Genomic DNA, 20,838 nt, shown 5'->3' with positions numbered 1-20,838 from the left:
TCGCTGTTGTCTCCAAATTTCTCTGATCAACAATTTGAATTGTTGTAATTAGGAGACAAAGGCGAACGCTTCGCTTCTTCAGAATCGATTCCGTCCCCTCCACTACGATCGCGGTTTCCCTGCGCTGTGTCAGCGCTTGATAGGCCTCAGGCATTTCAATCTCCTGCCTGGGAAGTAGGCAAAGAAGGCCAGCCCTACAATGGGCTTGCCTTATGTAAATGCTTAGGTGCTTAACAGAAAGAAAATCTGTTTCTTCTATAGAAGGTACAAAAGCAGAAAAAAACTGCCTCGCTGCCAGTGCTTAACACCAGCTGTGAGAGCAGCCTTTTACATTACAACAGAATTATCTTATTGATACTTAATGTAAAATCTAATTTTACTAACCCAGAATCCATAACCACAATGCCAACCCGGCTAGGGTAATCAACAATGTTGGAATCGTCAGGATGATGCCTGCTTTGAAATAATACCCCCATGTGATCTTCACACCTTTGCGAGACAACACGTGCAGCCACAGCAATGTGGCAAGTGATCCAATCGGGGTCATTTTGGGACCCAGATCGGAACCGATGACATTGGCATAGATCAATGCTTCCTGAATGATACCTTCGGTATGTGCGCCCTGGATGGCTAGCAGGTTAATCAAGACGGTCGGCAAGTTGTTCATCACCGATGATAATACAGCAGCGATGATGCCCATCCCGAGCGAAGCAGCCAGTAGACCATGCTCTGCTATGGCATCCAGCCAGCGGCTCAGATGATCCGTTAACCCTGCATTACGCAGTCCATATACGACGATATACATGCCCACCGAGAACACCACAATCGACCATGGCGCTTCCTTGATTACCCGTTTCAGATCAACAGCCTCGCTCTTGCGTGCCAACAAAGCGAACAGCAACGCAACGGAGCCAACGATAACCGACACGGGAATCGGCAGAAACTCACTGGATGCATAGGCAACCAGTAACAGGCCAAGCATGAACCAGGCGATTCGGAACATCCGTGGATCACGTATTGCTTCCTTCGGGTCACGTGCCGCGGAGATGTCGTAGCGAAGGGGTATGCTTTTGCGATAAAACAAAAACAACATCCCCGTACTCGCTACGATTGAGAACAGATTGGGCACAACCATGCGTACCGCATACTCCACAAATGTAATGCCAAAGAAATCGGCCGATACAATGTTAACCAGATTGCTGACGACCAGCGGTAACGACGTGGTATCGGCGATAAATCCACTCGCCATCACAAAAGCCAACACCATGCGCTCATCAAACTTCAATGCACGCACCATTGCCAGCACAATTGGCGTCAGAATGAGCGCGGCACCATCATTCGCGAACAGAGCTGACACAGCGGCTCCCAGCAGAATGGAGTAGAAGAACAGTCTGCGACCGTCTCCTCCAGCAAGCCTTGCCATATGAAGGGCAGCCCATTCGAAGAAACCCGTCTCGTCGAGAATGAGAGAAATCATAATAATGCCAACAAAGGCCAGCGTTGCATTCCATACAATGGATGCCACATCTGAGGCATCGTTTAAGCTGACAACTCCACATAGCAGAGCAAGCAATGCCCCACCAGAGGCAGTCCAACCGATACCCAACCCACGAGGTTGCCAGATTACCAAGGTGATCGTCACTACAAAAATCAGTATTGCTACGTATACCATAGAGCCTCCTGCTGTACCCTGTATCCATATATTATTTCGTTATTTCGATCTTGTTTTGTAAGATTACACCGCTATACGCGCAGAATAACCAGACGATATATTTATACAGGGCTACAGGAGCAATGTCTATCTTTATTTTCTTCTATTATAAAAAATGTGGTAAATTGTGGTGTTTAAATGCTAGGATTTATTCTTTGCCCTTATCCTTCGGCGTATCCTCTACCATCTTGAACATGCCAAGCAACCCTTGTAATTGTTCCGCCATGCTATTCAGGTGTGCCGAGGATGATGCAATCTCTTCTACCGATGCCAGTTGTTCTTGCGAAGATGCCGACACGGATTCTGTATTCGCAGCCGATTCCTGGGTCACATTCGAAATATCACTCATCGCCTTGGCAACGTGGGATGCACCGCTCTCCAGTTGCTTCGTTGTTGCGGACAAGTCATCCAATGTATGAACGGCATCTTCCACCGCCTCCCGAATCTGGGCAAACGATTGTCCGGACGTATTCACGGCCTGAATTCCTTCTCCTACCCGAGTCTGAGCCGCATTCATAGCGATTAGAGCGGCATCCATGTCCTGACGGATATTATGAACCACCTCACCGATCTGCGCTGCCGAACTTCCGGATTCTTCTGCCAGTTTACGTACCTCACCAGCTACAACTGCAAACCCACGACCCGCATCCCCCGCTCTTGCCGCTTCAATAGAAGCATTTAATGCGAGCAAGTTCGTTTGTTTGGAGATGGATGCAATGACGTCAACCATGCTGCCGATCTCTACCGAACGGGCATTCAGAGACTGAACCACCGTTCCCAGCTGCTCCACCGTTTCCTGGATACTGTTCATCTGCACCACGGCCTGTCCTGCTGCCTCATTACCAGAAGTAGCTGCTCCGGACGTATTCCGCATATTCGCCGTAATCGATTGCACACGCTCCGACATCATTCGAACATCTTCTGCCATTCGGCTCATCTGTCCCGATCCGTCTTTCACGCTGTTTACCTGCTGCTCTGCACCTTCAGCCAGTTCCTGAATGGCCTGTGTTGAATGTTCAATCGCTTTGGTGGTTTGTTCTGCACTGGCAGACAACTCTTGAGAAGAAGCTGATACCTGCTCTGTCGTTTCCTGTACACCAAGAATCATCATTCGAAGGTTATCGACCATTCGTTCAAAATACTTCGCAAGTTCTCCGACTTCATCTTTACGTCCTGTTTCCATTTTCACGGTCAAGTCACCTTTACTCACGGCTCTGGCAGATTCCTGCAGTCGTTTAATTGGACGCAGCATGGAGCGTGTAAACCAGATAATAAAGAGGAGCGTAAGGAAGGTAGCCGCCAGAATAACAATAAATGTGGCCATGCGAATATCTTTACTCGCATTGGTTATTTCACTCTTGAACATCGTTCCGGCAATTTTCCAGCCCGTTGCTTCATTTGTTGAGAAAATCATCATCTTCGGCTGATCGTTGTACACGTAATCGAATTGACCTTCTTGACTCTGATACATCTCATCAAGGGTGCCGCTCGTTTCCGGCGTACCTGCATCTGCTACAGGGGATACGACATAGTTTTTGTTTGCATCCATAATAATGACGTAGCCTTCTTTGCCCACCTTAATGGATGCCTGCTCTTGCAGGTCTGTCAGGTCCAGAGATAAACCGATGACACCGGATTGATCCTTTAATGTTTTGGAGATAAACACAACTGCAACACCATCGGTATTAACAGACACCGCTGATACAACAGCTGTACCTGGCTTTTCCATCGCTAGTTTGTACCACTCCCGCTCCCTAGGATCATAAGCATCTCCCCGTGTGCTGCTCGCTGTTGGTTTACCTCGAACCATGATTCCGTCTGTTGTTCCTACAAAAATATTCATGGCATCGGGATGCAAGCCCAGGTATTGCTCCAGCTTCACCTGAAGCTCGGGACTATCGTTCTCCCCTTTGACCAGGCTCGGATCAAGAGCATCCGCGAAATAGTTAATGTCATGAATCTTGTAATTCACTTGGTTTTCTACAATCGTATTGGCAGTGCTCACACTTTGCATGGCACTATCCACTAATTGTCCTTGTACGCCATCTTCAGCCATCGTTAGTGTGATCACGCCGACTGCCAAGCTTGGCAGGAGTAGAACAGCCAGGAAGGAGACCAATAGTTTGTTCCTTATATTCCAGACAAAACCTTTCTTTTTCTTCTTTTTATTTTGACTATGTTTTGGTTTGGCAGGTTTCGCTGCTTTCATTGGTTTATTATCCTGAGTTTCACTCATGTCTTTATCCCCCTCAAAATGTAAAAATGCCCTCTTTCTTTGTATGTATGGATCAATCTAAAAGGCTTATCTTATATATCGGCTAAATGAGGGTATTTATTTGAGAGAAAAATGTGCAGGCACGCCAAACAAGCCACCTCTGATCAGAAGCGACTTGTACAAGGTACAGGTTACTAATTATTACATGAATTAAATGAAGTATTGCAGTACGGACCGCCTGGCGGTTGTGCCGAGGGTTTACCAAAATAGTAGCCCTGTGCAAGCTCAATACCTATGGAACGACAGAATTCAAACTCTTCCATTCGTTCGATCCCCTCGGCAAGGACTTGCCCTCCAAATCGACTCGACATCTCAACAATATGAAGAATTTGCTGTTGTTTGGTCGAATCCTGATCACAACGGTCAATGAGACTTCGATCTATTTTGACAAAATCCGGTTCTAACCGATTCATCAACTCTATTGTCGAATATCCGGCACCCACATCATCCAGTGCAACCGACATTCCACGGGAACGATATACCTCAAATATTTGCTGCAAGATGGGCATATGCTGAATCTGCTCTGTTTCCACGACTTCAAACACAAAATCTTTAGGGTCAAGCGAAAGGCGTTCAATCGCTTCAAACGTATGTGTCAGACAATATTCGGGATTATATATGGAGGAAGGCAGGAAATTTACGAAGCGTTTGACACCATGCGGCAAAAAAAGGGCACTGGTCTCAATAGCAGTAATACGCGCCGTACGATCCAGAAAAGAGTGTAGTCCGGTCTCGCGCGCAACTTCAAATAATTCATAGGAACTGAAGGATTTTCCATTCTCAGCAGGACGAAGCAAAAACTCATATCCGATAATCTGCTCCGATGCATCAACGATGGGTTGCATATGACTGCTGAATTGATGCTCGAGAATAATGGAAACAAGCTCCGCATGCTTGAAACGGGACTCCTGCATAGTTAGACTAATCCAGCTTTCTTCATTAACCTGTTCGTAAATAGGCATAATCTGAACGGTTAGGGAATCACGTAATGTCGGATCAATTTCGCCGATCTCTTCTATTAAATTCTGAACCGTCTCAAGATTCGAAAAATCCATCCACATCATGTCATCCGACATCTCGATAAGTCTTCCCGGCGTTTGTAGCGCTTCCAGCAAAGCGGGGGAAATGGGACGCAAGTACAAGGTACCTTGGCCCTCTATAGGATAGATTGGACTGCAGCCACTGCAATTCATGTAGGACCCCCCTTGCCAATTTAGATTCCATGTCCATTAATGTTCACTTGTATATACCCAAAGTTTGTAAATATTATATCATGGGTCTTAAAATTAATCTCTACTGTTTTGATGACTTCCTGTATGACGGTTCTTGGAACAAATATATTCAAATTTGCAGAAAAAAAGACCGACAGTCTGATGACTGTCGGTCTCACTCAACTTATAAAACTTTAAGAAGCGGGAATCACGATTTTCTGTCCAACTTTCAGGTTATGCACATTTGAGATTTTGTTAGCTGTCGCAAGCTTGCGCCAGTCCACACCATATTTCAAACCGATGCGGTACAAGTTATCCCCTTTTTTCACCACATATACCACTTTGCCGCCCGCTGGTTTCTCAGGCTGTGGCTTGGTCGTTGGTTTGGTTGGAGTAGTCGGCTCCGTAGGTTTAGTTGGCTTTGTAGGCGTTGGAGCTGGCTCCACACCTGTTTCAGGTGTTGTTGTTGCTTCACCTGTCAGTTTCAAGCCATACTCTGCAAAACCTTCATTGTTCGTACCAATGAATGACATCGCCGGGTTTGCTTCAACCAGACCTTTTGCATCCGGGGAAGAAGCAAACACAACTTCAAGATCGTTCAGCGTTGCTGCGGTTAACCCAGCAGATGGTTTGATTGGTGCCAGGGACCAGTTGCCGTCCGCTGCCGGATTAATTGTTTTATTCTCACGGATGTAGTCGATGATCACTTGACGGTTCTCATCCGGTGCAGCCAGAACGATCCGTTTGCCGTCCGGGTTAGCCAGTTTGGATGAAGAAGCACGGTAGTTATTTGTCGCTACAATGAATTTTTGTGCTGGGTCAACCGGTTTGCCGTTAAAGCTCAGGTCCTTGATCCGGCTTGCGGATGCATTAACAATCGTAGCTTTGCTATCGTATTTAGCTGGTTGGGTCACATCAATCTGATACGTTACACCATCGATAACATCGAAGTTGTACGTTGGGAAGTCATTGTTGATCAGTTGTTGTTGTCCACCTTTAGCCGGGTCGATCTGGTTGAACTGGCCTGCAGACCATTCCAGCCATTCTTTCAGTTCTGCGCCGTTAACCATTACAGCATGTACCGTATTTGGATATACGTACAGGTCAGCAACGTTTTTGATCGCAATGGTGCCTTTAGGGATATTCGTGTAATACGAAGCGCCTGAACGTCCACCGGCTTTGAATGGTGCACCTGCGGACAATACAGGGATTTTCTCATATTCCGTACCTTGCATATGTTTTTCGACATACCATTTCTGTGCATTCGTTACGATCTGAATGGATGGATCATCCTGAACCAGAGCGAAGAAGCTGTTGATAGGTGCAGTCGTTTCGCCCACCGGACCACGAACATACTCCAATGTACCTTCATGCTCTTCATGAACCGCATCAATGATGTCCTGATCCGCATCTACCAGTGGCTTTTTGTTGGCTGTGTCATAGATTGGGCGTGCTTCCGTTTTGGAATCAACCACTTTCCATTTGCCATCCACTTGTTCTAGATCCAGATCAATAATCCCTAGGTGATCCCCCCAGAATCCTGGCTCTACAGCAGGAACGCCATTAATTGTACCTTTCTCCAGGTCTACCCCTTTTTTGCCGGCAAAATCAGCACTCGGGAACACTTTGTGGGCATGTCCAAACAGAATGGCATTAATGCCTTCAACTTGGCTCAGATACAGAACGGAGTTCTCCATCAGATCTGTTTGAGGAATTTCCTCAAATCCGGAGTGAGGGATAGCTACAATAATGTCGGCACCTTTGGCTTTCATTTCAGGAATGAATTTTTTCGCGGTAGCAATAATATCCTTGGCGATTACTTTGCCTTCAAGGTTAGCGCTATCCCATTGCATGATTTGTGGCGGCACAAATCCGATCACACCTACTTTGATCGTATGTTCTTTGCCAGTCTCATCCGTTACCTTTTTATCCAAAATCTCATATGGTGTGAAATAGTTCTTGTCATTTGTCTCATCATCATCACCATCGTCTACATAGACGTTGGCATTAATATAAGGGAAGTTCGCTCCCTCGAGCGTCATGTCCAGGAAGTCCAGACCATAGTTGAATTCATGGTTACCGATGTTACCTGCATCATAATCGAGCAGATTCATCGCTTTATATACAGGGTGAGTCTCACCCTTTTTCAGTGGATCAATTTTCGCAGAGTAGTCTCCCAGCGGATTCCCCTGAATCAGATCCCCATTATCAAACAGCAGGCTGTTCTTCGCCTCGTCACGGGCTTTCTTAATCAGTGTAGCTGTTTTGGCGAGTCCATACTGGTCTGTCTCTTTGTCGGAATAGTAGTCATAGTTAACCAGGTTGGTATGAATGTCTGTGGTTTCCATGATCCGCAGTTTTACCTTGGCAGCATCCGCAGCCGATACAGGTACTGGAAACACCGCAAGCACGTTTAATGCAACCAAAGCGGCAGTCAGGCTTGATAATACTTTTTTACTCGTCTTCAAAATAACCCCTCCCGGTTATGTACATTGAATCATGCATTAATGGGCAAACGAAGAGCGCAGAAAAAAGATAGATTTCATGGGTTGTGCGTACTGACGCTCTGATGACATGCATCGGAATTTCAGGTAAGTTTATCTCACATGAACATCTATTTATGTCTGTGCTTGTCGTTTACATTCCAAATCATAACGCAATGTTCAGTCATTGAAAAGCATTATTTTTTACATTACCCGCACATACCTAGGCAAGTTTACATTATCATGCGTGATTTCGACAATTTTTTCAACATTTTAGTAGGTATTTAGTGCTTATCATCTTTAAAATACGTATATTACATGTTTCTTACATGTATAACCAATTCAGCGTTATTCATCCATACCAAAAACCGTGAAACCTTAATGGCTTTCACGGTTGGATTAAACTCTGCGCGTATTTTCGCATAAGGACGCTACTTTGCAGAGGTTATGTTCATATTTGGATTATTGTTCCCAGACATGATGTTCATGATCTTTCCCCGTGTATTCAATACGAGCCGGGGTGATGTCTAGAATGACATAGTTCGGATCATTAGGTCCATCGAACCATGCTTTCAATTCGTCGTTCCACACTTGCTCACGCAAGCCTTCGTTCTTTGTCACTTCACAGGTTCCTTCGATACCAACCACTTCTTTGGAACCACCAGCCTCATAACCAAGTAGCAGGCTAACATTCGGATTATTCTCCAGTTCCTCTACTTTGTGTGTACGGCGGTTCGTTGCCAGATGAATGTTCAGTCCATCGTTGAAAAGCGCCATATAGCGGGATTTTGGTTTACCATTCTCCACAGTGGAGAAACTGCAAAAAGGGTTATTTTCCAATGCTTTTACAATGTTTTGTTCCAATTCAGTCTGGTTCATGGGAAGTGCTCCTTTCGGTTTGGGGGAATATTGGGAGGACTCTTGTAGAAGGTCGTTCCGGGTACGGATCGTTCTTTGGATCGCTGTTATCCCCAGATTTTTTTGATTCCCTTTTCTCAAAGGGAAAATCCGGTGATAAAGGCGAACGCTTCGCTTCCTCAGAATCGATTCCGTCCCCTCCACTACGTCTACCGTTCTCCCAATTAAGTGTGAATAATAAAAGTACAAAGAGTAGTGTAGTTGTTACTACCTCTTTGTGTTTAATGACAGCTCATTATTCTCGTATTACTAGAGACAGCTTAATGCAAATGCTTTTGTAATAAGCCTGTACTTATAGTGTACCCACCTCACCTATGGTGAATCCATGAACCGATACGCTAACGTGACAAAATTGGAAAAGTTCTTTATAAAAATGTTTACATAAAGGGGTTAGCACGATATTTCTTCATGGCTAATTTAATTCAGATCTCCAAGATAGATTGAAGAAGAGCCTGATTTAAGAAGCAATTCACCAATGGTTTTTGGATATAAACGAATGTTGGACAGGTCTTCAAGTGCAATCCATTCCACGGCGACTTGGTGGTCATCTGGATTGGAGCCTTCAAAAACGGTTGCCTCCGGATCGATCAGGCTGCACGCAAAATAAAATTCAACCTGATGGATATCTGCATCCCACTCGGCGAATTCATGATTTTTACCGATATACTCCCGGATATGTAACAGCTCTCCCACGTTCACGGCCTGACCAATCTCCTCCAGACATTCGCGTGCGACCGCATCCTTGAGCTCTTCACCTTTCTCCTGTCCTCCACCTGGAAACACATAAGCGGTACCATATTGGTCTTCCAGCCGGATGACCAGCAATCGTCCATCCTGCACAATGACAGCTTTCGCCGAGTTGCGTATGGGTTTCATTCTGTTCATTCACTCCTTGTCATTCCAAAATTTCAAAGTTCAATTCGAACAACCTGATAAAACTATTGTTCTACTGAACAGGCGTATCATCCCTTGGTATTCGTAGATAATTTAATGCCTTCCGATTCCAGCACACGACGAATCTCTTGAGCAAATGCGAGAGCGTTCGATCCGTCACCGTGGATACAGACCGTCTCTGCCTTAATGGGAACCAACGTACCATCCGTGGATACAACCACGCCGTCTTTCACCATCCGAAGCACTTGAGCAATCGCTTGTCCCGACTCTTCAATGACAGCTCCCGCTTGGCTTCGAGGGGTTAGCTTCCCATCCGCCCCATAGGTTCGATCCGCAAACACCTCGCTCACGCTACGCAGACCGATGCGATCCGCAGCATGAATCAGCTCACTGCCCGCCAGACCATATAAATACAGATCAGGCTGCACTTGATAGATCGCCTCGGCGATGGCTTCAGCAAGCTTCGCATCTTCTGCGGCCATATTGTATAAGGCGCCATGTGGTTTCACATGATGCATGTGCCCCCCACTTGCCCGGACAAATGCATCCAGCGCACCGATCTGATACACCACCATGTCATATGCTTCCCGTGGCGTAATGTCCATACGTCTTCTGCCAAACCCTTGCAAATCCGGCAACCCGGGGTGGGCTCCAATTGCCACCTGATGCTCCAATGCCCTATCTACCGTCAGACGCATTGTAGCCGGGTCTCCTGCATGAAATCCGCAGGCAATATTGGCTGATGTAATCAAGGGTAGAATGGCCTCGTCCGATAGCGTGCGATAAATACCATAACTTTCGCCCAGATCACAATTGATATCCAAGGTTTTCGAGGTATTCATTAAATGCCCCCCATTCCTGCCATTCTTCTGCGTATCAACTTATCCATGAGCTGCATATTGATTTCCTGTTCCATATACAACTGTCCGGCTTGATCATGTGTAATCTTCTTAAAAGAAATTCGGGTTCCTGGCTTAGTCTGAGCCAGGATAGGTATATCCACCCGAGCTACCTGTGCAATGACAGGATAACCTCCAATCGTCTGATGGTCCGCCATCAAGATGATCGGCTGCCCATCCGGTGGCACCTGCACCGTGCCATAGGTAACGGCTTCAGACAGCCGATCCAGCGGTTGATCCAGCTCCAGTCTGGAGCCTTGCAAGCGATAGCCCATCCGATCCGATTGTGGAGAGATCACGTATTTTTCGGCATAGAATTGTCCCAGACTTGCCTCGCTGAACAGCAAACTATCCTTGCTCTCCATCACACGAATAACAGATCTCCCATAATAGTCAGGTCTTTCACGTTCAGATAAAAACCACGCAGGCGCCAATATTCGGTGATCCCGTTCACTCTGCTCTACCTGCTGCTCCAGACGCTTCATCCAACCTCGCGCTTCGGCAGAAGGTTCACCATTGGATAACAGATCCCCCACGCGCAAGGCTCGCCCATCCACACCGCCAAGACCTGTTTTGAGGTCTGTACTTCGGCTGCCCATCACTTCAGTCACAGCTATTCCACCCGCAATCGCCAGATATCCACGCAAGCCATGACGACATGGGCCAAATTTCAGTACACTTCCAGCCCGCACCAGCACAGGACGCCACAAAGGTACAGGCAGATGATCGACCGTTGCCGTCAGATCGGCCCCACATAATGAGACTAGCTGGCTCTCCTGAAATCGAAGCTCTGGCCCCGTCATCGTCATCTCCAGCACTGCCGCATGTCGGGAGTTGGCCACAAGCATATTGGCTGCTCTGGCTGCAAAGGTGTCCATGACCCCGCCAGGATGAATACCATACCGGCGATAACCGGTTCTGCCTTCATCCTGAACGGTAGATAACAGACCAGGGCGAATCACTTCAATACTCATCGTTCGCCCTCCTTCCGCTTCAACGCCAGATAGTCCTGCATCGTAATCTGTTCGAATCGAACCCGATCACCTGCTGCCAGCATACTTGGTACGTTCTCATCCGGCCGAAACAATCGGAGTGGCGTTCGTCCAATACATTGCCATCCCCCGGGTGTGTCCACTGGATAGATTCCTGTCTGTTTGCCACCAATACCTACTGTGCCAGCCTCAACCCGAAGCCTTGGCGTTGCACGTCTGGGCGTAGCAATCTGTTCAGACAACCCGCCGAGATACGGAAAACCCGGTGCGAATCCTATCATATGTACGAGATAATCCCCGGATGTATGAATCGCAATAACGTCTTCTGGGGTCAGTCCATGTTCACTGGCAACATAGTCCAGATCAGGGCCCCACTCGCCACCATAACATACGGGAATCGTGACCGTTCTGGGTTTATCTTGTATGGATTCCTTCATTTGATTCAACTGCTGAAGCAGAATACGGCATAACTCGGGGTACGGGGAGATGAACGGATCATAAAATACTGTAACGGACGTATATGAAGGCACCCATTCGATCATGGCTGGCAAAGTGCTTTTTTCCAGCAAAGCACAGACAGACATCACTCTGCGCTGCACTGCGTCAGATAATTGATCGCCGCACTGGATTATAACCGCTGCCTCACCCAGCGGAGATAAAATCTCCTCCGTCCATGCATACGTCTGTTTGGTCATGTGCCATCTCCCCTTTTGTCCACACGTTTAGCGTATCGTTATTTATCTCTCTCCAATGCCTGCAATACCAGTGAACGAACCAACGAAAAAGGCTCGTCTTCTTCTGTACGTATCGCGAGATACAGTGTCTGCAAAAACAGACGCACATTCAGGCTCCTATGACTGGTTTCCAGAAGTGATCTGTTCACCGCCTGATCTCCTTGATGAAGGGAATCGATCCATACCGTAATATCCTTTTGCTCCAACAGATTGCGACGAAGAATGGTCATAACGGCATGCGCTATTCGTTGATCCTCATCATGGATGTAGACTACACTTGATTCGGTTATTTTCACAGCGAGTGCATGCAGAAGTTCCAGTAGATCCGTTCGCTCCAGATATGGCGATTGTGCCAAGTCTTCAACCGCATCCGCCGCGTGTGCAGGGGCATGCGCCCAGCCCTTATTATCGGCGTAGCCGCGAACATCTTTTTCACGTTCCAGATATGTAGTCAACCGATGATGAATCCCTGCGATATCCTCTTTGTCCAGGAAAGGTCGCTGACGATCCAAATTCAGAATTGGAGGCAGTAACAATACGGAGAACGTCCGCGTAAACACACTATCCGTTCCCTGCTCTCCGATCCCATAGAACAGGTGCTGATCGTCCAGCGCCAACTGCAACACATGCCTTAGCTGATCTACCGAAAATACACCCTGTCCAATCCAGGTTGCAAACGTAACATAGATCAATTCATCCCGCAGGACAGGGTCAGTACTACCAATATGCTGCATCATATGCAGTGCCAATTCGTAAGGCTGTTCTTCATGATCAATGGAATGATTAGACGACTGAATATGCTGTAATTTTTGTTTTAACGTCAGAGCATCCATCTATTAGGACTCCCTAGACGAATCCAAATGTACGCTGCAATTGTACAGTTCGCATTGCCACGTATTCTCATTCTTGGCGATCCGGGTAATGGATGTGTTGGACAGTTTCACGCTGATATCCAGTTCAGGCACCAGACCTCGCAGTGTATTCCGTAGAACGGCTCCGTGACTGACAACAATCACTCTTCCATCGGGGTGCTGCTGTACAATATCCTCAAGCACCGCACTGCCTCGAACAGTCCCTGCATCTGCAAGCTCACGTCCCAGATCCAGAGCACTCCAGTCCGCTCCCCACTTGGCTAACCGTTCCTCTTCCGTCGTTCCTTCGACCTGTCCTCCGCCCATCTCGCGAAGTCTAGGGTCAAGATGAATCTCCTGAATACCCAAGCGGTCACCAATGATGCGAGCCGTCTCACTTGCACGCTCCAAGTCACTTGCATAGATGGCATCCCAGGATTCCTCGGCCAGTCTCGCGGCAAGTAATACGGCCTGTTCTCTTCCCTCCTGATCCAGCGGATTATCCGTCTGTCCCTGTGAACGTTTTTCCTTATTCCACGCTGTGCTTCCATGGCGAATCAATGCGATTTCAGTCATTGTTGGTCCTCACCTTTTTCTATATGAAGTTCATCTTCTGTAAAATGTTTGCGTGCCTTCGGCTTGGCAAATTTACCGCCGTTATATTGATCTGACCCGTTTCTCGGAATCGAGAGACTGTCCCAAGCTGTTTCTTTAAGCATTTTCGCGGCAAATACAATCTGCCCGACATGATACGGATAATGTGCTAATTGCCGAATAATGGCCTCCATAATGGTATGACCTTCATTCCGAATATATATGATATGAGACAATTGTTCCGGGGTAAACGAACGAATGGCTTCGAGTAGACAATTCCAGCCTTCCTCCCATTTGGCGAGCAACTCTTCCCGGGAAGAAATATCATTCACGAACTCGGCGTCCCGTTCACGCCACGGTTTCTCACCATCTGTTGTCAGTACATCCGTCCAACGGGACAGCATATTGCCCCATAGATGTTTTACGATAACCGCAATGCTGTTCGCGTCTTCATTCCAGGATTGAAACAATTGCTCGGAATCCAGTTGTGCCATGGCTTTTTCCCCGAGCTGCTTGTAATACAAGAATTGTTTCTCCGCTGTCTCCAGAAAAACCTGATTCATATCCATCCGTTAACCACCCTTCGGAAAAGTATGTTGTCCACTGATCACGTCCAAACAGAAGCGTCACATGTTATTTATTCAGGAAATGAGAATGTGCCGTCTGCATTCGGTTCAAATGGAATGACTTTGCGAACCGCATCCAGATTGAGCTCTCCATAGATATGTGGATATAGTTCATTTAATTCGTAGAGATCCTCATACACCAGTTCCGGCTTCAACGCCTTCTCATCAATACTAAGTAATAACAGATCTGTACGGCCTGCATAATATTGCCCGGCTACCCATGGGATCTGTTCCTTGGTGGAACAATGAATGAATCCGTCTGTCTCCAGGCTATCTGGTGCATACTCAGTCCCTTTTGACACTTGCTCCCACAACGAACGGGAAATAATACTATAGATCATGGTTCCGCCTCCTTCAATTTCTGCGATGTACCCTATGTGTCATTGGAAGTATTATAGATCATCCCGGATACGGGAGTACAATTTTTGATCCGTAAATACACCTTTGATCTTCAACTGTTTGCGTAGCAAACCTTCGTACGACATGCCCAGCTTCTCCATTACGCGTGCAGAGCCTATGTTGCCTGCATTACATTTTCCCTCCAACCGATTGCAGTCCAGTTCCTGAAAGCAATAATCCACGATGGGTTGCATCGCTTCTGCTGCGAGACCCTTACCCCATTGACTGCTGGCTATCGCGTATCCCAGTTCAGCACTCTGCATGGGTTCGTTGAGATGAAAAATGCCACCCCTGCCGATCAAGGTCCCTGTTACCTTCAAAACAAAAGCCCAGATATGTACCGTTTTCTGTTCATAATTATCCAGTACCCGCTGAATATATTGAATTGAATCCTCCACCGTCTCATGGCAGTTCCACAAGCTTTGTTGACTCACTCGCGGATCAGAGGCAAACGCATAATATTCATCAAGATCATCCATCGTAAGCCGCCTCAGTTTTAACCGCTGTGTTTCGAATTCGGGTAATTCGGCAAAAAGTTTTTCTACATTCATTCAGCACACCTCCATGATTCACTTGATTTCATGATCCAGCCATCTTATTTCTCAGGAAATAACGATCTATCATAACCATGCACAGAATACCAACCGAATATCGAATCAGATCGATCACCAGAAAACCATGTCCCAAAATAAGCGCACCCCATACGGTTGAACGTATCTCAATCAACCAAGGCGTCTGAATCAACTGTGAGAACTCAATCATCCAACTGAATGCACAACTCAAACACATCGCCCATACCAAGCTGCGATGAGGCCACACCATGCGTACTCCGAAATAAATCATGCCCGCCCATAATGCATCCCCGAAATGTTCATGCACCCAACCTGGCAATCGTTCACTATAGTGTCTGGATGCGAGCCCTGCCGTCATGGTCATCATGACTGCGAAGAAATAGATCAGCCTGTCTCTGATAAGTACGCTTTTCAATCAATCACACGCCTTCATCAAGCACTTGTAAAATAAATTGCGTTTTGGCAGCGGTATACGATTCCCTATCTTCCTTGTTCTCATCAGCAAGCTTCGTCTTCAGGATGGCGTAAGCTTCCACCAGATCTGGGCGTTTTCTCAGCACATCCCGAAACCGAATTTGACGATCCCAGCGTTCTTCTCCCGGGCGCATTAGATGAAGGTGTACAGCTCTCTTTCCATCCTTAACCCTGACCCAGAATCGTCTGTACTCCCGTCCATCCAGTTCAGGCGGAACGTAATTCCAGCCCACCGGATTCAGCTGATCTGCAATCAGATCCATGTCATCCCATGACTGTACCTCTGCCATCAGATCAATAATGGGCTTGGCGGGTAACCCTGGAATGGACGTGCTTCCGATATGTTCGAATTGATGGATATTAAACTGCTGTAGAAGACGTTTGAGTTGTCCGATTTCTTCCTGAGCCTGCACATCCCAATTGGGGTTGGCCGGAGCAATCTCTACCGCCTCTGTCGCCCAGGCAGGCCAGTTTTCCGGTTGCAATGGATCTGTCATTCAGGCATCTCCTCTTCACCAAGACATTTTAAATGGTAACCTTCTCTGTATTTTTCATAGGTGCGTTGCTTCGTGCGCTCAATCGTAGTGCTCCGTTGAAATGTAAGTATGGAACTTAGGGATAAAAGAAGATATTTCAGGTAAGCCAGATTACTAGAGTTAGAGTCTGAGCTTATAATCGAAGCTTTCATATTCATCCCATCCGATCCTGTTATATTGTTGTTCTAGCAGAGGGCATTTCATATACATATTTCTATATATCCAAAAAAGGAGCGTATGTCTACGCCCCTAGTTGTCTGTTACCTTGATAATATTGATGATTTTAACGTGTCATGTACTGAAACTAACTTTTGATTCATGCAAGATGTTTCATTATATGAAGATTTATTTTACCGTAACAGGGATCGTCACTTTTTTGTTGCCCCACTTGGCCGTGATGGACGTTTTCCCTTTGCCTACAGCCACGATCTTGCCATTTGTCACTGTCGCTACGCCCGGCTTTGTGCTGCTCCACACCGCACTGTTGGTCACAACAGTGGTTTTGCCCGTATCATACTGTGCCATCACACTCAGCGTTGTACTTCCCTGTGGGGACAAAACCAGTTTTTTCTGGCCTGTAATCAACTTTTTGAGCAAAGGTACAACGGTAACCTCTGCCTTTATTGTCTGATTTTGATAAGTTCCTGTCAAGGTTGCTTGTCCCTCGGTCAGCGTCTTAACGGCTCCATTTTTCACGATAGCTACATTTGTATTGGAAGAAGTCCATATCACTTGTTTCGAAAGGTTGATCGTTTTGCCATTCGCGTAGGTGCCGATAACCTTCAACGCTTTCGACTTCTTGATATTCAGCTGCATAGTTGCAGGGGTAACCTCGACTTTGGTAATCTCATCCGTCACAGCAACAGGGACTTTCACAATCGTTGTTCCGTATTTGCCTTGCAGCAATACTCTACCGGGTGTAACGCCTTTGATTTTACCGTTTTCCAGCACAGCCGAAGAAGTGGATACGGACCACACAATCTCAGACGTCACATCCTCTTCCTTGCCGTTCGCACGGATAATGCTTACTTTCGGAAGGGTGCTTTCACTGCCTTTAACAAAACTGTAGGATTTCGGTGAAGCTTTGATGCTTTTGATCTTCTCCTGAACCTGGACAACCAACTGGGCTTTAGACCCGTCTACTTCTGCAAAAATGGTTGCTTCGCCCGCGGCCACAGCCTTGACTTTGCCTTTCACCATCGTCGCGACTGCTGCATTACTGGTGGACCAAGTCACGCCTTCGGTAACATCCTGCTTGTTATCAAAACCTTCTACCGTTGCCATCACCTGAAGCGCAGCTGTTTCGGAAACACTCATCTTCTGCGGGCTGCTATTGGTTATTTCAATCGATTTCACGTCACCGGTAGCCGCCAAGGCCAACGAAGGGACCAGTACGGTTAATGCAATAATTAGAGCAAGTGTGCCTCGAAGCGCCAGTTTGATTCTATTCATTTTTAATTCCCAACTCCCATAATCCAATATTTTACTTCTATTATATTATATCGGATACGAATTGCATAAAGTTGAATAACAAAAGTGGGAGTCTTGGAACAATTCATGAGATCAGCGTGTAATCGTTATAAAAACCTTTGAATCTAGCCCAACATAGTAGGAGCCTGGTTTATGTAAATACTATTTCAGTTTAAAAGGGGATGTCCATCGTCACATGCAACATGACGTGTGGAACATCCCCTTTTTGAATAATTACTAGAGCTTTAACTAACCTCTCTAATTCACTTCATCCTGTTCTGGCAAAATCAAGCTCTCGGCCCCGCCCATATAGGGCCGCAGGGCTGCCGGAATGCGAATGCTTCCATCCTCCTGCTGATGATTCTCAAGCAAAGGAATCAGGATACGCGGCGATGCCACCGCCGTATTATTGAGCGTGTGACAGTAGGCCAACTTGCCTTCGGCATCGAGGCAACGAATATTTGAACGGCGCGCCTGAAAATCATGCAGATTCGACGACGAATGCGTTTCTCCATATGCATCGCGACTTGGCATCCAGGTCTCAATGTCATACTGTTTGTACGTTTTCTGCGACATATCCCCGGTACATACAGCGACAACACGATACGGCAGTTCCAGTAATTGCAGCAATTCTTCGGCGTGTCCCGTAATCTCTTGCAGCATACGCTCCGATTCTGCCGCATCAGGGGCACAGAGAATGACCTGCTCAACTTTGGCAAATTGGTGCACCCGATACAATCCGCGTACATCACGTCCGCCGGAGCCAACTTCACTGCGGAAACACGTCGATACCGCGGCCAGCTTCATAGGTTCTTGAACATCAACAATCTCATCCGCATAATACGAGACCAGTGGCACTTCAGAAGTTCCCACCAGCCACTTGTTCTCCCCTTCGAGTTCATAGACCTGATCTCGACCGGTTGGGAAGAATCCGGTGTTCACCAGTGCATCCTCCCTGACCATCAGCGGAACCTCCATTGGTGTAAACCCATGCTTCAACAGGAGATCAAGCGCAAGTTGCTGTACTGCTCGATGTAATAACAGGCCAGCGCCTTTTAATACATAACTTCGCGTACCGCCAATCTTAACTCCACGAGGAATATCGATCAGATCATGCAACTCCCCAAGTTCCACATGATCTTTGGTGTTATACTCGAACGTTGGCACCTCTCCCACACGTCGCAGTTCTACATTATCCGCATCCGACGAGCCATTGGGGGTATCCGGGGATACGATATTGGGTACCAGCCATTGCAGCTTGGTTACTTCCTCCTGCACAGGGGCGAGCCTCGCTTCCACCTGTTCCAACTGTTCATTGATCTGTTTCACCTGAGCCCGCAAACCCTCGGCCTGTTCCCGATTCCCGGCTTGCATGAGTCTGCCAATGTCCACGGATAACGAATTGCGCAATCTGCGTCCTTCTTCCGATTCCTGCAAAAGTGCCCTGCGTTCCTCATCCCGCTCTAACAATGTGCGAATGTTGATCTTGATTTTTTTCCCGTCTGCTGCGGCCTGAACCTCTTCTGCATGTGCCCGAATCCATTTCATTTCTAACATGGTCACCGTCTCCTTTGGCTGTAAAAATACAAAGAGCGCCCTCATCCCTTGGGACGAGGAGCGCTCTGCTCGCGGTGCCACCCAACTTGCTGAATCAGGATATCCTGCTTCCAGCCTCTTGGTCCGCGATAACGGGCGGTTCCGGTTAACTTGGGGAAATATCGCTCCCCTGGCGAAAACGCCTCCGAGTTGGATGCTCTTCAACGGCATGGTCCGATCTGTAATTGTTGGTCTCAGTATATACGAACGCCGGACCAGATTGCAACCTTCTGTATCGATCAGGAATTCATGGCACAACTTAACATGTCCTGTTATGATAGACTTTGTCTTCAAGATTGCGCTTTATTGTGATCCTCAATTTATGTATATAAGTAGAAGGAGTTCTTTATGAAAAAATTACTTTGGATCGGATGTCTATCCTATTTCCTGATTGGACTTGCCCATGTTGTGCTCGGTTCCATTCTACCGGTTGCACTTGAACATTACGGCAAAGATTATAGCCAAGGCGGAACGCTGATCTTTGCTCAATTTGCCGGATTCCTCGGTGGTGTATTGTTATCTCCATGGCTGAACAGACGCTTTGGTAAACGGGGAGGGCTGTTAATCGCCACTGCGTTGCTCTGCATTGCAGAATTATCCTATATGCTGTTGCCACCATGGGGCTGGATGTTCGTCATTGCACCTGCGGCCGGCTTTGGATTCGGAATGGTTGAAGCTGTTATTGGCACCATTATCATCGCTGCAATCAAAGACAATACAGCCGTTGCCATGAGTCGACTGGAAGTGTTATTCGGGATCGGGGCGATGGTCATGCCGCTCATTGCCAGCGGTCTGATTGCTGCCGGATATTGGCGCCTTTCCTTTCTCGTTGTTGCGCTCTGCGCAGCGCTGACCTTTGTTTTCTGGGCGAAAGGATCATTCGGTGAACTCGATAAGTTTCTAGAGCGACAGAGTTCAAATCATGCTTCCGTAAATACGCACTCTGCTGGGACATCAGGTGAGATGCATCCCGCATCTGCAAGTACATCCAGTCCAACCTATCGTGGCCGTAACAGGACTCTGCTGGCATTATTCGTTCTGTTCTTCTTCCTATATGTTGGCACAGAGATGAGTCTTGCGAACTTCATGCCGGCGATCCTGATTGAGAAAATGAACATGAAGGAAGCCGGAGCAGCGCTTAGTGTCACCTGTTTCTGGATTGCCATGTCCGTGGGACGACTCTTCGCCGGGTATATCGCAGAGAAATTCCAATACCGCGTCTATGTCCTGTACAGTTGTCTCGCATCTGTTCTCTTGTTAACGGTATTTCCATTTACAAACCAAATCTGGTCTGCATTTCTCATCATCTTGCTGCTTGGACTTGCGATGTCAGGGATATTCTCCATTGCCCTTGTCTTCGCCAGTAAACTGCTGCCCGGAACAGAAGAATCCACACCCAGCATTTTGATTGCCTCAGGTGGGGTTGGCGGTGCCATTCTGCCTTTGACTACGGGATGGAGTCTTGATCATCTGGCGGTTAATCAGTCTGCATGGATGCTTGCGATCTTTGCAGTTGGCCTGCTTGTCATTAGCGTGATCACGTACCAGTGGCAGAACAAACATATAGTGAATTCTGCGACTTAACAGTTCTGTGTTGATCCGG

19 protein-coding genes are annotated in these 20,838 nt (G+C 47.1%); 1 reads left to right on the top strand and 18 read right to left on the bottom strand.

The annotated features are described in order from the left end of the window. Nucleotides 1-379: 379 nt before the first annotated feature. The 18 genes from MHI12_RS02430 to serS form a co-directional block, all read right to left on the bottom strand. A complete protein-coding gene (locus tag MHI12_RS02430) occupies nucleotides 380-1,672 on the bottom strand; it encodes an arsenic transporter (protein ID WP_047840355.1) in 1,293 nt (430 codons plus the stop codon). A gap of 187 nt (nucleotides 1,673-1,859) precedes the next feature. Continuing rightward, a complete protein-coding gene (locus MHI12_RS02425) occupies nucleotides 1,860-3,947 on the bottom strand; it encodes a methyl-accepting chemotaxis protein (RefSeq protein WP_405171412.1) in 2,088 nt (695 codons plus the stop codon). A gap of 173 nt (nucleotides 3,948-4,120) precedes the next feature. After that, entirely contained in the window at nucleotides 4,121-5,179 is a 1,059-nt protein-coding gene (locus MHI12_RS02420) for an EAL domain-containing protein (protein WP_405171411.1), read from the bottom strand. Between the two features lie 212 nt (nucleotides 5,180-5,391). Continuing rightward, the gene (locus tag MHI12_RS02415; protein ID WP_405171410.1) at nucleotides 5,392-7,665 is read right to left on the bottom strand and encodes a bifunctional 2',3'-cyclic-nucleotide 2'-phosphodiesterase/3'-nucleotidase; all 2,274 of its coding nucleotides are present in this window, start codon (nucleotides 7,663-7,665) and stop codon (nucleotides 5,392-5,394) included. Nucleotides 7,666-8,142: 477 nt separating this feature from the next. Then, nucleotides 8,143-8,559 carry a pyridoxamine 5'-phosphate oxidase family protein gene (locus MHI12_RS02410; RefSeq protein WP_405171409.1) on the bottom strand — a complete coding sequence of 139 codons (417 nt, stop codon included), beginning with the start codon at nucleotides 8,557-8,559 and terminating at the stop codon, nucleotides 8,143-8,145. Nucleotides 8,560-9,015: 456 nt separating this feature from the next. Next, nucleotides 9,016-9,474, bottom strand: a complete 459-nt coding sequence (locus MHI12_RS02405; protein WP_339285239.1) for an NUDIX domain-containing protein — start codon at nucleotides 9,472-9,474, stop codon at nucleotides 9,016-9,018. Between the two features lie 86 nt (nucleotides 9,475-9,560). Further along, on the bottom strand, nucleotides 9,561-10,334 hold the full coding sequence (locus tag MHI12_RS02400) for a LamB/YcsF family protein (RefSeq protein ID WP_405171408.1): 774 nt from the start codon (nucleotides 10,332-10,334) through the stop codon (nucleotides 9,561-9,563). Next, nucleotides 10,334-11,365 (bottom strand): biotin-dependent carboxyltransferase family protein, encoded by a 1,032-nt coding sequence (locus MHI12_RS02395; RefSeq protein WP_405171407.1) that lies wholly within the window; start codon nucleotides 11,363-11,365, stop codon nucleotides 10,334-10,336. Before MHI12_RS02395 ends, MHI12_RS02400 begins: the two co-directional genes overlap by 1 nt. Continuing rightward, complete coding sequence (pxpB, locus tag MHI12_RS02390) at nucleotides 11,362-12,078, bottom strand: 5-oxoprolinase subunit PxpB (RefSeq protein WP_405171406.1); 717 nt, start codon at nucleotides 12,076-12,078, stop codon at nucleotides 11,362-11,364. Before pxpB ends, MHI12_RS02395 begins: the two co-directional genes overlap by 4 nt. A gap of 38 nt (nucleotides 12,079-12,116) precedes the next feature. Next, nucleotides 12,117-12,950 carry a DUF2785 domain-containing protein gene (locus MHI12_RS02385; protein ID WP_405171405.1) on the bottom strand — a complete coding sequence of 278 codons (834 nt, stop codon included), beginning with the start codon at nucleotides 12,948-12,950 and terminating at the stop codon, nucleotides 12,117-12,119. 3 nt (nucleotides 12,951-12,953) lie between these two features. Next, entirely contained in the window at nucleotides 12,954-13,544 is a 591-nt protein-coding gene (locus MHI12_RS02380; RefSeq protein ID WP_405171404.1) for a histidine phosphatase family protein, read from the bottom strand. Then, complete coding sequence (locus tag MHI12_RS02375) at nucleotides 13,541-14,131, bottom strand: DUF1572 family protein (RefSeq protein ID WP_405171403.1); 591 nt, start codon at nucleotides 14,129-14,131, stop codon at nucleotides 13,541-13,543. The genes MHI12_RS02380 and MHI12_RS02375 overlap by 4 nt, the downstream gene beginning before the upstream one ends. Before the next feature lie 68 nt (nucleotides 14,132-14,199). Beyond that, nucleotides 14,200-14,529, bottom strand: a complete 330-nt coding sequence (locus MHI12_RS02370; RefSeq protein WP_036673184.1) for a DUF952 domain-containing protein — start codon at nucleotides 14,527-14,529, stop codon at nucleotides 14,200-14,202. A 51-nt stretch (nucleotides 14,530-14,580) separates the two neighbouring features. Continuing rightward, entirely contained in the window at nucleotides 14,581-15,138 is a 558-nt protein-coding gene (locus MHI12_RS02365) for a GNAT family N-acetyltransferase (protein WP_405171402.1), read from the bottom strand. A gap of 28 nt (nucleotides 15,139-15,166) precedes the next feature. Further along, on the bottom strand, nucleotides 15,167-15,574 hold the full coding sequence (locus MHI12_RS02360) for a DUF2809 domain-containing protein (protein WP_341005905.1): 408 nt from the start codon (nucleotides 15,572-15,574) through the stop codon (nucleotides 15,167-15,169). Nucleotides 15,575-15,578: 4 nt separating this feature from the next. Then, a complete protein-coding gene (locus tag MHI12_RS02355) occupies nucleotides 15,579-16,130 on the bottom strand; it encodes a GrpB family protein (protein ID WP_405171401.1) in 552 nt (183 codons plus the stop codon). 384 nt (nucleotides 16,131-16,514) lie between these two features. Continuing rightward, nucleotides 16,515-17,621: an Ig-like domain-containing protein gene (locus MHI12_RS02350; protein WP_405171400.1), complete on the bottom strand. Its 1,107-nt coding sequence runs from the start codon at nucleotides 17,619-17,621 to the stop codon at nucleotides 16,515-16,517. Between the two features lie 276 nt (nucleotides 17,622-17,897). Next, a complete protein-coding gene (gene serS / locus MHI12_RS02345) occupies nucleotides 17,898-19,196 on the bottom strand; it encodes a serine--tRNA ligase (RefSeq protein WP_405171399.1) in 1,299 nt (432 codons plus the stop codon). A 387-nt stretch (nucleotides 19,197-19,583) separates the two neighbouring features. Here serS and MHI12_RS02340 point away from each other — a divergent pair, with 387 nt between their 5' ends. Next, nucleotides 19,584-20,819, top strand: coding sequence for an MFS transporter (locus MHI12_RS02340; RefSeq protein ID WP_405171398.1), 1,236 nt, complete (start codon nucleotides 19,584-19,586; stop codon nucleotides 20,817-20,819). Nucleotides 20,820-20,838 lie beyond the last annotated feature (19 nt).

It is taken from the genome of Paenibacillus sp. FSL H8-0280 (assembly GCF_045040665.1).
Classification (GTDB): domain Bacteria; phylum Bacillota; class Bacilli; order Paenibacillales; family Paenibacillaceae; genus Paenibacillus; species Paenibacillus xylanexedens_A.
This window is presented reverse-complemented; position numbering and strand designations above follow the sequence as displayed.